Origin of the sequence: Bacillus sp. lyk4-R2A-2, from assembly GCF_030209735.1 — a bacterium.
In the GTDB taxonomy this organism is placed as follows: Bacteria; Bacillota; Bacilli; order Bacillales; family Bacillaceae; genus Bacillus; species Bacillus pumilus.
This window is the reverse complement of record NZ_JARVRK010000006.1, coordinates 538511-550639: the sequence shown is the minus strand read 5'-3', so window position 1 is coordinate 550639 and position 12129 is coordinate 538511. Positions and strand designations below refer to the sequence as shown.

16 protein-coding genes are annotated in these 12129 nt (G+C 41.9%); all 16 read left to right on the top strand.

Going from position 1 to position 12129, the window contains the following annotated elements:
* Positions 1-57: 57 nt before the first annotated feature.
* The 16 genes from QRN39_RS13695 to atpA all read left to right on the top strand — a co-directional run bounded on the left by QRN39_RS13695 (position 58) and on the right by atpA (position 12106).
* Positions 58-537 (top strand): hypothetical protein, encoded by a 480-nt coding sequence (locus QRN39_RS13695; protein WP_003214608.1) that lies wholly within the window; start codon positions 58-60, stop codon positions 535-537.
* A 118-nt stretch (positions 538-655) separates the two neighbouring features.
* Positions 656-1312 (top strand): stage II sporulation protein R, encoded by a 657-nt coding sequence (gene spoIIR, locus QRN39_RS13690; RefSeq protein ID WP_251190692.1) that lies wholly within the window; start codon positions 656-658, stop codon positions 1310-1312.
* A gap of 63 nt (positions 1313-1375) precedes the next feature.
* Positions 1376-1819, top strand: a complete 444-nt coding sequence (locus QRN39_RS13685) for a GNAT family N-acetyltransferase (RefSeq protein ID WP_284907429.1) — start codon at positions 1376-1378, stop codon at positions 1817-1819.
* Between the two features lie 161 nt (positions 1820-1980).
* Positions 1981-3033 carry an L-threonylcarbamoyladenylate synthase gene (locus QRN39_RS13680; RefSeq protein WP_284907428.1) on the top strand — a complete coding sequence of 351 codons (1053 nt, stop codon included), beginning with the start codon at positions 1981-1983 and terminating at the stop codon, positions 3031-3033.
* Positions 3034-3093: 60 nt separating this feature from the next.
* Positions 3094-3648, top strand: coding sequence for a manganese efflux pump MntP (locus QRN39_RS13675; RefSeq protein WP_050944441.1), 555 nt, complete (start codon positions 3094-3096; stop codon positions 3646-3648).
* A gap of 63 nt (positions 3649-3711) precedes the next feature.
* Positions 3712-4170 (top strand): low molecular weight protein arginine phosphatase, encoded by a 459-nt coding sequence (locus QRN39_RS13670; protein ID WP_284907427.1) that lies wholly within the window; start codon positions 3712-3714, stop codon positions 4168-4170.
* 140 nt (positions 4171-4310) lie between these two features.
* Positions 4311-4760 carry a ribose 5-phosphate isomerase B gene (gene rpiB / locus QRN39_RS13665; RefSeq protein ID WP_003214714.1) on the top strand — a complete coding sequence of 150 codons (450 nt, stop codon included), beginning with the start codon at positions 4311-4313 and terminating at the stop codon, positions 4758-4760.
* A 12-nt stretch (positions 4761-4772) separates the two neighbouring features.
* The gene (locus QRN39_RS13660) at positions 4773-5312 is read left to right on the top strand and encodes a TIGR01440 family protein (protein WP_003214786.1); all 540 of its coding nucleotides are present in this window, start codon (positions 4773-4775) and stop codon (positions 5310-5312) included.
* Positions 5313-5488: 176 nt separating this feature from the next.
* Entirely contained in the window at positions 5489-6736 is a 1248-nt protein-coding gene (glyA, locus tag QRN39_RS13655; protein ID WP_012011552.1) for a serine hydroxymethyltransferase, read from the top strand.
* Between the two features lie 148 nt (positions 6737-6884).
* Positions 6885-7514 carry a uracil phosphoribosyltransferase gene (gene upp / locus QRN39_RS13650; protein ID WP_284907426.1) on the top strand — a complete coding sequence of 210 codons (630 nt, stop codon included), beginning with the start codon at positions 6885-6887 and terminating at the stop codon, positions 7512-7514.
* Between the two features lie 496 nt (positions 7515-8010).
* On the top strand, positions 8011-8394 hold the full coding sequence (locus QRN39_RS13645) for an ATP synthase subunit I (RefSeq protein ID WP_003215321.1): 384 nt from the start codon (positions 8011-8013) through the stop codon (positions 8392-8394).
* Between the two features lie 7 nt (positions 8395-8401).
* Positions 8402-9136: a F0F1 ATP synthase subunit A gene (gene atpB, locus QRN39_RS13640; RefSeq protein ID WP_003215198.1), complete on the top strand. Its 735-nt coding sequence runs from the start codon at positions 8402-8404 to the stop codon at positions 9134-9136.
* Positions 9137-9184: 48 nt separating this feature from the next.
* Entirely contained in the window at positions 9185-9397 is a 213-nt protein-coding gene (atpE, locus tag QRN39_RS13635; protein WP_003214968.1) for a F0F1 ATP synthase subunit C, read from the top strand.
* Between the two features lie 120 nt (positions 9398-9517).
* Positions 9518-10039 carry a F0F1 ATP synthase subunit B gene (gene atpF / locus QRN39_RS13630; RefSeq protein ID WP_003214532.1) on the top strand — a complete coding sequence of 174 codons (522 nt, stop codon included), beginning with the start codon at positions 9518-9520 and terminating at the stop codon, positions 10037-10039.
* Positions 10036-10581, top strand: coding sequence for a F0F1 ATP synthase subunit delta (locus tag QRN39_RS13625; RefSeq protein ID WP_012011549.1), 546 nt, complete (start codon positions 10036-10038; stop codon positions 10579-10581). Before atpF ends, QRN39_RS13625 begins: the two co-directional genes overlap by 4 nt.
* A 16-nt stretch (positions 10582-10597) precedes the next feature.
* On the top strand, positions 10598-12106 hold the full coding sequence (gene atpA / locus QRN39_RS13620; protein WP_003214775.1) for a F0F1 ATP synthase subunit alpha: 1509 nt from the start codon (positions 10598-10600) through the stop codon (positions 12104-12106).
* Positions 12107-12129 lie beyond the last annotated feature (23 nt).

Below are 12129 nucleotides of genomic sequence, written 5' to 3'. Positions count from 1 at the left end.
GATTTTTTTACATAAATTTGTTTTGAAGGAGCGAATGGTGTGAACAGAAGGTATGCGATGGTGTTGGTCATCGTCAGTGTACTATTGATTGTGAGTGCTTGTGGCAAACCGAGCTTTAAAAAAGAAGCAGCAGCATTTGGAGAAAGCTATAAAAAAGCACAATACACAGTGAATCGAACAGATGACCTAACTGACATGAAGGAGAAGCTGAAGTCTTATTTAACCGAGCATGAATATCAAGAATATACACAAGACAGCATGTTCCCGAGCGTGTTAGAAGCAGCAAAGGATCAAGATTGTCAAATTAAGCTGAAGAAAATTACGTTTACGCCTTCAGATGAAAGCGATGACAGAATTGAATTTAACTATGAAATGATGATTCAATTTATTAATCAGAACGGAAAAGTCAAAAAAGAAATCAAGAAAAAAGGAGCAATGACTGTCATCAAAACAGATGCAGGGTTAAAAATCAGCCGAGATTGGGATGGAAGACTGTACCCTTCCGATTACCAATCCTCACTCCAAAGCCGTTCTTAATGGAACGGTTTTTTTCATTTGACTCATAATCTATTAAAAAAATCATTTTTCCTGTTTATGAGATGGGTTTCCTGGACACAATGTTTGTAGCGAAGAGAAAAAGTGGGGGGAACACATCATGTTTAAAAGTAAAATGATGATTTGTCTTTATATGTTTCTATTATTATGCGGTGCTTTTGCAAACCTTGGCAGAGAGGAGACAGCGGCTGCTTCTGCAAATCAGCCTGTTGTGATACCAGAGGAAGCCATTCGATTACGCATTTTAGCAAATAGTGATCGTTCAGCAGATCAGGATGTGAAAAGAAGCATTCGAGACGAAGTCAATGCCAATATGACAGAATGGGTCAAAGACCTTACATCCATTGAAGAAGCAAGACGTGTGATTCGGTCCAAGCTGCCAGAAATCAATCGCATTGCCAAAGCGAAATTGAAGGAGCAGCACATTGATCAATCCGTATCAGTCAGTTTTCAAAAAGCCTCATTTCCAACAAAGCTCTATGGAAATTTCGTCTATCCTGCAGGGAAATATGAAGCCATTTTAATTACGCTTGGAGAAGGGGATGGAGCCAATTGGTGGTGTGTGTTATTCCCGCCGCTCTGCTTTATCGATTTTTCAAATGGAGAAGCCATCGCGTCGCCAGAGGGGGATGAGGATAACGAAGTGGCAGCACAGCAAACAGATGAGTCTGTGAATGAAGTGGTCAAAGAAGAGAAAGAAGAGACGGGTGAAGTGAAATTCTTTTTATTCGAATGGGTTTCTAGTCTTTTCTCCTAAAAAAGGTATAAATCTGTTTTTGCCTCATAGAGTTGAAGTAAGAGATCAAAAAGAGGTGAAAGCATGTTTTATCAATTAAGAATAGCCACAGAAGAAGATGCCCCAGCGATCAATGCTTTTCTTGAAAAAGGACAAGCGAAAGGCGGCGTCACGCTTGCAGAGCGTACGACATTTGTTGTCATGGAAGATGCAGAAGGTCAGCTGGCAGGGTGTTTAGGTCTTGAACAGCTTAGTGAACAAGAGGGCCTGCTGCGGTCTCTTGTCATATCAGATAAACTAGGTCAGGGACACATCGTATCTTTGTTCCAAAGTGTTCAAACGCTCGGAGGGAAAATAGGTGTGGATACGTTTTATGTCGTCACCAACCACTCCTCCTCACATGACTTTTTGGCATTGATGGGCTTCACGGCTTTAGAGGATATTCCAGAAAGTATGTGGGTATCTGCACATGCAAAAGAGATCTTAGCGAAAGAACAGGCAGTGGTTCTTCAAAAAAAAGCCAGTTAATCACAATATATTGAACTTATACACATACTTATCCACCGTTAAACAAGCGTTATCCACAAATTGTGGACAACGCTTGTTTTATTGGTCATCATCTTTTATACTTTCAAAAGGATAATTGAGATATATCAACAGTTTTATCTTTTTTAAAAGGAGTTTGTATGATGTTAAATACAAGAAGGTGGTCTGTGGATTTAGAAAAGAATTTATCCACATACTATCCACAAATTGAACAGGCAGCGTTGTTATTGCAGCAAAACGAAGTGGTCGCTTTTCCGACAGAGACGGTGTATGGACTAGGGGCTAATGCGAAAGAGACAGAAGCTGTCATGAAAATATATGAAGCGAAAGGGCGTCCAAGTGATAATCCATTGATTGTCCACATTGCGGAAATTGAGCAGCTTCATGAATTTGCGCAAATAGAAAGCGAAAAAGCAAAGGCATTGATGGATGCCTTTTGGCCGGGTGCATTAACCATTGTTCTTCCGTGTAAGCCGGGCACTTTATCAAAGCAGGTCACGGCAGGTTTATCCACGGTCGGTGTGAGAATGCCTGACCATCCGATTGCGCTTGAGCTCATCCGAACGGCTGGCCTGCCGATTGCCGCACCAAGTGCCAACCGTTCAGGCAAACCATCACCAACACAAGCTGACCATGTAGCGAGTGATCTCGATGGAAAAATCGCTGGAATTGTCGATGGTGGTTCAACTGGTATTGGCGTTGAGTCAACGGTTGTATCCTGTGTCGACGAGATTCCAGTCATCCTAAGGCCGGGCGGGATTACAAAAGAAGCTTTAGAAGAGGTAGTAGGAACGGTTAGTATTGACCCAGGGCTGACAAAAAAGGACGAAGCGCCTGTATCGCCAGGGATGAAATACACACACTACGCCCCTGAAGCTAAGATGTATCTCTTTTTTGGAAGTGATGAAGAGATGCAGCGTCACATTCAAACATACCAGGCAGAAGGTTTAATAGTTGGTGTGCTGACAACAGAAGAAAAGAAATCGTTGTTTGCGGCAGATGTTGTTTTCAGCTGTGGGTGGAGAGAAAAACCTGAAACGATAGCGGCAAACTTATATCGTGTGCTGAGACAATTTGATGAGACAGATGTAGATGTCATTATTTCAGAAGCCTTTTCAGAGCAGGGAGTGGGTTCAGCAATTATGAACCGTCTGCAAAAAGCGGCAGGAGGGCGCACTCTCTCTTCATTCAAATAGTTCTAACCCTTCTTGGACAAACATAGGTTAAAGGAGAATGCGTGTCCAAGGGGGATTTACATGTACGAACTAGCTGGCGAATTGCTGACGCTCAGTATCATGGCTTTTGCACTGGGGATGGATGCTTTTTCGGTTGGACTTGGCATGGGAATGATTCAGCTGAGGTTCCGCCAGATCATTTATATTGGACTTGTCATTGGGATATTCCATATGTTTATGCCGCTTTTTGGCATGCTAACAGGTCAGCTCCTATCAGGCTGGCTCGGCCTCCTTGCCACCTATATCGGCGGGGCGCTGCTTTTGGTGCTCGGGCTGCAAATGATCATTGCGTCTATTCGCAAAGAAGATAAACCATTTATCGCACCTGTTGGCGCTGGTCTTGTTCTTTTTGCAACAAGTGTCAGCTTAGATAGTTTTTCCGTTGGTTTAAGCCTCGGAATTTACGGTTCTCGCGTATGGATGACCATTTTATTGTTTGGTTTTTTTAGTATGATCCTCACATGGCTTGGATTATTACTCGGTAAACAGGTCCGTTCATGGGTGGGATCATATAGCGGAGCGCTTGGCGGAATCATTTTACTAGCCTTTGGTATCAAATTATTATTTCCGCTCTAGTCAGTCTCCTTACATAACATGTAGAATGAAATGCTATATAATAGAAGAAAAGGAGGGCGAAAGATGAAAATCTTATTTGTTTGTACGGGAAATACATGCAGAAGTCCGATGGCTCAAGCCCTTTTTGCTTCAATTGCACAAGAGAAAGGTTTAGAGGTCACTGTTAAATCAGCGGGCATTTTTGCCTCAGATGCTGGGAAGGCTTCTCCTCAAGCGGTCGAAGCACTATTTGAGAAAAGCATTCCACTGAATCACTCTTCAGCAAAACTGACAGAGGATCTTCTGCGAGCAGCTGATTACGTCTTCACCATGACCATGCAGCATAAACAGTTGATTGTGGAGCAATATGCACATGCAAAAGACAAGATTTTCACTCTAAAGGAATTCGCGACAGGGACAGAAGGCGATGTATCCGATCCATTTGGAGGAAGCCTGTCTGTTTATCAGGAAACACGTGATGAACTTGAAGCATTGCTCCAGCAGCTGGCTGAGAAATTGAAAAAGGATCAGACGTCCTCATAATGGACAACCTGTAAAACCGTTGCATCAACGGTTTTTCTGCTTTTGTTTGCAAATGACTAAGCAGAGGTTAAAATATAACTGTAAATAAAGAATAAATGTAAGGCATAACAGATCAACTCAACCTTAGGAGGAATTGCCCGATGAAAGTAGCTATTGCATCCGATCACGGCGGAACGAATATTCGTGAAGAAATCAAACAACTGATGGATGAATTGAAGATTGAATACATTGATATGGGTTGTGAATGTGGATCAGGTTCTGTAGACTACCCAGATTATGCTTTTCCTGTAGCTAACATGGTGGCAAACGGAGAAGTGGACCGCGGCATTTTAATTTGCGGGACAGGCATCGGTATGAGTATCTCAGCAAACAAAGTAAAAGGAATTCGCTGCGCGCTGGCACATGATACATTTAGTGCGAAAGCGACTAGAGAACATAATGATACAAACGTCCTTGCAATGGGAGAACGAGTCATTGGACCTGGATTAGCACGTGAGATTGCACACATTTGGCTGACAACAGAATTTACGGCAGGACGACATGCTGTACGGATTGGTAAGATCGCTGATTACGAAGAAAAGCACCTATAAGGAGCGCTTAACATGAACATTGGTCAAGATTGGCTTGAAATGTTAAAAGAGTTTCATCAAATGGTCGAACTGCGTGCTGGGCAAATCTTAGTGATCGGCTGCAGTACATCAGAAGTGGCTGGTGAGCATATTGGGACAGCAGGAAGTGAGCAAATAGCTGCGTCCATTTATCAAGAATTGGATCAGCTAAGACGAGAGACCGGCATTGAGGTCGCTTTCCAGTGCTGTGAGCATTTGAATCGTGCTCTTGTTGTGGAGGAAGAAGTGGCTTTCCGGCTTAATCTAGAGATTGTGGCGGCAGTACCTGTCCGAAAGGCGGGTGGTTCGATGGCGGCTCATGCGTATCAGCACATGGAACATCCTGTGTTAGTTGAATCCATCGAGGCGCATGCTGGGATCGATATCGGTGATACATTCATTGGGATGCATCTAAAGAGAGTCGCTGTACCTGTTCGCCTTAGTCGTCATCAATTAGGACATGCACATGTGACGTTTGCGAAAACGCGTCCGAAGCTGATTGGCGGAGAACGAGCGGTTTATACAAAATCTTAGCTAAGATATATTTCTAATATAATGTTGAATGATGAAGGCGCTTCACCACTTGAATATTCGGTTTTTCGCAAAAAAGAAGTCAATTTTCCAAAAAAACTTTTACATTTCACTCAAAAACCGTGTACAATGAGATGGTGAAAACATCGAATGGAAATAGATTGGAGAGGATTTCGCTGATGAAACATTTACCTGAGCAAGACGCACAAGTATTCAAGGCAATTCAACTAGAGCGGAAACGCCAGCAAGACAAAATTGAATTAATTGCATCAGAAAACTTTGTAAGCGAAGCAGTCATGGAAGCGCAGGGCTCTGTATTAACAAACAAATATGCAGAGGGTTACCCTGGTAAACGCTACTATGGCGGTTGTGAACATGTAGACGTTGTAGAAGATATCGCACGTGACCGCGCAAAAGAAATTTTTGGCGCTGAGTATGTGAACGTACAGCCTCACTCAGGTGCTCAAGCGAACATGGCCGTATACTTTACCATTCTTGAGCATGGCGATACAGTGCTAGGTATGAACTTATCACATGGCGGGCATTTAACGCACGGAAGCCCTGTTAACTTTAGTGGTGTACAGTACAACTTTGTAGAATATGGTGTTGATAAAGAAACGCAGCATATCGACTATCAAGATGTACTTGAAAAAGCACGTGAACATAAGCCAAAGCTAATTGTTGCGGGTGCAAGTGCATACCCACGTCAAATTGATTTCAAAAAGTTCCGTGAGATTGCGGATGAAGTCGGTGCTTACTTTATGGTCGACATGGCTCACATTGCAGGTCTTGTTGCAGTAGGTCTTCATCCAAATCCAGTTCCTTATGCAGATTTTGTGACAACGACGACTCACAAAACATTGCGTGGACCTCGCGGCGGAATGATTCTATGCCGTGAAGAGTTTGGTAAAAAGATCGACAAATCGATCTTCCCTGGTATTCAAGGTGGACCACTGATGCATGTCATCTCTGCAAAAGCTGTTTCTTTCGGTGAAGTATTGAACGGAGATTTCAAAACATATGCACAAAACGTCATTGACAATGCAAAGCAGCTAGCTGAAACCCTTTTATCTGAAGATATTCAGCTTGTATCCGGTGGAACGGATAACCATCTTGTTCTCATCGACTTGCGTTCTCTTGGTATCACAGGAAAAATTGCAGAAAATGTTCTTGATGAAATCGGTATTACAGTGAACAAAAATGCGATTCCTTATGATCCAGAAAAACCTTTTGTCACAAGTGGTGTACGTGTTGGCACAGCAGCAGTGACAAGCCGCGGTTTCGATCAAGAGGCAATGAAAGAAGTCGGTTCCATTATTGCGCTTGCTCTAAAACATCATGAAGATGAAGCGAAATTAGAAGAAGCGAAAAAGCGTGTATCTGATCTGACTGCCCGCTTCCCTTTATATAACGAATTAGATTATTAAAAAGCAGACCCATTTGCCTATTTTTGGCATGTGGGTTTTTTTTTGTAGGATTTGCGAATCATATTGAAAGATGATGTCTTTTTATGTAGAATTGTAGGAAGTGTGCAAAGTTCACCGGAAGATGACAGAAAAGGAGTTGTAGCAAGCAATGGCAAAGGTTTATGTATTTGATCACCCGCTTATTCAACACAAACTTACATATATTCGTGACGTTCATACAGGAACAAAAGAATTTAGAGAGCTAGTGGATGAAGTCGCAACATTAATGGCATTTGAAATCACAAGAGACTTACCGCTTGAAGAGGTAGATGTAGAAACACCTGTACAAGTAGCGAAATCAAACGTGATCTCAGGGAAGAAACTCGGTGTTGTGCCAATTTTAAGAGCAGGTCTTGGTATGGTGGACGGGATTTTGAAACTCATTCCAGCTGCTAAAGTGGGACATGTCGGTTTATACCGTGATCCGAAAACATTAAAGCCTATTGAATATTATGTGAAGCTTCCATCTGATGTGGAAGAGCGTGAATTTATCGTAGTAGATCCAATGCTTGCAACTGGCGGTTCAGCAGTCGAAGCATTGAACAGCTTGAAAAAACGCGGAGCGAAAAACATTCGCTTCATGTGTCTGATTGCTGCTCCTGAAGGTGTAGAAGAAATGCAAAAGCACCATCCTGACGTTGATATCTACATTGCAGCATTAGATGAGAAATTGAACGAAAAAGGCTACATTATCCCAGGTCTTGGTGATGCTGGTGACCGTATGTATGGAACGAAATAACATGTTTTAATAAAAGCCCACATGCAAACGTGCATGTGGGCTTTTTGAAATATATGACAAACGGTTGATATCGTTCTTAGAAAAATCAATGTATACTGAACATTAGCTGTTTTTTTCAATGAATGTCACGTGTCTCCTAAAGTTTGATGAAATTGTGAACATTTTGTGTGCTCTATCATTATAGAAAAGTTTTTTAACTTTCAACGGATTGACACATCATAGACGCTATTGTATGCTAAACGAGGGTATTATGGTAAGGTTTTCATAGCCTATAGCACTCTACTAATCCTCATTGTGAACCCTTTAATTATCAGGGTTTGTATCAGCGAATGAAGCAACATCCCATAGATCTTTAGATTTCAAGTCTGATTGTGCAATTAGACCGATGGGTGATTGATTTTTTTCGAACAGGACTGCTTATCATAAGCGTCTTCTACGCAGTTTTCATCACCATTTATTACCTTTTTTACAATATTTTTCATCGGGAGTCAGATGAATGAACGATCCAAACGCGATTTTCCGCAGACAGAGTAAATACATGTTCTATCTATTGGCAATTTTTGTGTTTGGCTATGCCATGCCTGGTTTTAAACCACTGTTTCTTGGTTTGATTATCGGCACAATTTTTGCTTTCTTTAATTTATTCCTACTTATACGGAGAATGCACGCTTTTGATCGAGCGGTTAAAAAAGGAAAATCCATTCGTTCAATGGGAAGTACAGCCAGGTGGGCCAACGCAATTCTCGCAGTAGCGATTGCTTGGCGTTACCCTAATGAAGTTCATCTGGCAGGTGTTGTTATAGGATTAATGACAATATATCCTGTCATTATGATAGATTCCTTCATTCAACTTAAACGTTCTACTATGGAAGAGAGGTGAATACTCTTTGGGTCACAGTTCAAAAACGACAGAATTTTTAGGGTTAACGTTCAACTTATCCAATGTTCTCATGATTACGATTGCTAGTATCATCGTTCTTCTCATAGCGGTGCTGACTACTCGTGTTCTGTCTATTCGTCCGACAAAGGCGCAGAACTTCATGGAATGGATTGTTGATTTTGTTCGAAATATCATAGGTAGTTCGATGGACATGAAAACAGGAGCCCCATTTCTAGCGCTTGGCGTTACATTACTCATGTACATATTTGTTTCAAACATGCTTGGACTGCCATTTTCGATTACGGTCGATCACAACTTGTGGTGGAAATCACCAACAGCAGACCCTGCAATTACAATGACACTAGCGATTATGGTCATGGGATTGACACATTACTACGGTGTCAAGGCAAAAGGAGTCAAGGAATATACGAAAGACTACTTTAGACCAATTCCGCTTTTAGTACCATTGAAACTTATTGAAGAATTTGCAAACACGCTAACACTTGGTTTGCGTCTTTATGGAAACATTTTTGCTGGAGAGATTCTTCTTGGTTTGCTTGCAGGACTTGCGACCAATTTCTACACGCAAAACATTGCGCTTGGTATTGTTGGTACATTAGGTGCCATCGTGCCGATGATTGTATGGCAGGCATTTAGTTTGTTTGTCGGAACAATCCAAGCATTTATCTTCACCATGCTGACAATGGTGTACATTTCTCATAAAGTCAGCGACGAACACTAAAAAATTGAGAGTCCAAAAAGGACGTTATTTTAAAGGAGGAGCTTTTTAATGAATTTAATAGCAGCAGCAATTGCAATCGGTTTGGGAGCACTAGGAGCAGGTATTGGTAACGGTCTAATCGTATCTAAAACAGTTGAAGGAATCGCTCGTCAGCCAGAAGCTGGTAGAGAACTAAGAACTCTTATGTTCATCGGGGTAGCTTTAGTTGAGGCACTTCCAATTATCGCTGTCGTTATCGCATTCTTGGCATTCTTTGGTTAATATGTGAGAAGCGTTCTAATATGAATTTTAATGGCGAAGATCAGATTAGTTCGAAACTTCGCCATTCCTTTATGTTTTGTTTCTTAACATATTATTTAAAGAAGGGAGTTGCCGTACTAAATGTCTCAGTTACCAGTGGTTTTAGGAGCAGGTGGCTTAAGTTTCAACGCCGGGGATATGATATTCCAGCTGATCGCTATGCTCATCTTGCTTGCACTTTTAAAGAAATTTGCGCTTAAGCCTTTATTAGGGATTATGAAACAGCGTGAAGATTATATAGGAAATGAAATTTCAAGTGCTGAACAAAAGCACGTTCAAGCTGAAAAGCTTCTTGAAGAACAACGTGTCTTATTGAAAGAAGCACGCGAAGAATCACATACACTCATCGAAAATGCGAAAAAGATTGGTGAGAAACAAAAAGAAGAGATCATTCAAGCAGCACGTCAAGAGTCAGAGCGCTTGAAAGAGTCTGCTAGAACTGAAATCGTGAAAGAAAAAGAACAAGCTGTGGCTGCACTGCGCGAGCAGGTTGCATCACTATCTGTACTTATTGCATCTAAAGTGATTGAAAGAGAACTTGATGAGCAAGCACAAGAGAAATTGATTCAAGAGTATCTTAAAGAGGCAGGCGAAAGCCGATGAGCGTGACTATTGTCTCTAAGCGTTACGCTTCTGCTCTTTTTGACATCGTTCTTGCTTCTTCGGCAGTAGACGAAACTGAAAAAGAGCTGAATGAGATCAAAAAAGTTCTAAAGGCTGACCAAGAATTGAATGACTTTCTTGTTCATCCAAAGATTACGGCAGACAAAAAGAAACATTTGATTGCAGAAGCTTTCAAAGGTGTTTCGACACATGTATTGCACACAATGTATTTATTAATTGACCGCGGACGCACAAATATTTTCTCTGAAATGACGTCTGAGTTTGTGAAACTGGCAAACCGCACGAAACAAATAGACGATGCGATCGTGTATTCAGTGAAACCGCTGAGCGGTGCTGAAATTCAATCTTTATCTGAAGTATTTGCCAAAAAAGCCGGAGTCACATCACTGCGTGTTGAAAATGTGATTGACAAGGATCTAATAGGCGGAGTGAAAATCCGTATCGGAAACCGCATTTATGACGGCAGTGTCAGCGGAAAGCTTTCCCGCATTGAACGTCAGCTTGCAGGCGAAAATCGTTAGAAGGGGTGAAACCTTAGTGAGTATCAAAGCTGAAGAGATTAGCGCGCTGATAAAGCAGCAAATCCAAAACTATCAATCTGAAATTGAAGTAAAAGATGTCGGTACAGTCATCCAAGTAGGGGACGGTATCGCGCGTGTACATGGCCTTGACAACATTATGGCAGGAGAGCTGGTTGAGTTCTCTAACGGTGTAATGGGTATGGCTCAAAACCTTGAGGAGTCTAACGTAGGTATCGTTATTTTAGGACCTTACAAAGATATCCGCGAAGGTGACGATGTAAAACGTACAGGTCGTATCATGGAGGTTCCAGTTGGTGAAGAGTTAATCGGACGTATTGTGAACCCACTTGGTCAGCCTGTTGATGGACTAGGTCCAATTTTAACAAGCAAAACTCGTCCAATCGAAAGTGAAGCACCAGGCGTTATGGATCGTAAATCTGTTCATGAGCCGCTTCAAACAGGGATTAAAGCAATTGATGCCTTGATTCCAATCGGACGCGGACAGCGTGAATTGATCATTGGTGACCGTCAAACAGGTAAAACATCTGTTGCAATTGATACGATCCTAAACCAAAAAGATCAAGACATGATCTGTATTTATGTAGCAATCGGACAAAAAGAATCAACGGTTCGTGGTGTTGTTGAAACACTTCGTAAGCATGGTGCGCTTGATTACACAATTGTAGTCACAGCTTCTGCATCACAGCCAGCCCCACTTCTTTACCTTGCTCCTTATGCAGGTGTAACGATGGGTGAGGAATTCATGTATAACGGCAAGCACGTACTTGTTGTGTATGATGACCTTTCTAAACAAGCGGCAGCTTACCGTGAGCTTTCATTATTGCTTCGTCGTCCTCCAGGTCGTGAGGCATTCCCTGGTGATGTTTTCTATCTTCACTCTCGTTTATTAGAGCGTGCAGCGAAGCTTAGTGACGAAAAGGGTGGCGGTTCTATCACAGCATTGCCTTTCGTAGAAACGCAAGCTGGCGATATCTCTGCATATATCCCAACAAACGTTATTTCAATCACAGATGGACAGATTTTCTTACAATCTGACCTCTTCTTCTCAGGCGTACGTCCAGCAGTAAACGCAGGATTGTCTGTATCCCGTGTAGGTGGTTCTGCACAAATCAAAGCGATGAAAAAGGTAGCAGGTACACTTCGTCTGGATCTTGCTTCTTATCGTGAGCTTGAAGCATTCGCTCAATTTGGATCTGATCTAGACCAAGCGACTCAAGCAAAATTAAACCGTGGTGCTAGAACAGTTGAAGTCTTAAAACAAGACTTGAACAAACCGCTTAAAGTTGAAAAACAAGTAGCGATTCTTTATGCACTTACAAGAGGATACTTAGACGATGTCGCGATTGCTGATGTCAAACGTTTCGAAGCTGAGTTATTCATGTACATTGAAGAAAACCATAAAGGCTTGTTTGACACGATCTCTCAAACAGGAAACATGCCTGCTGATGAAGAGTGGAATACAGCAATCGAAGGCTTTAAACGTACGTTTGCACCAAGCAACTAATTAGTAATCTTTCCGAGAGAAAA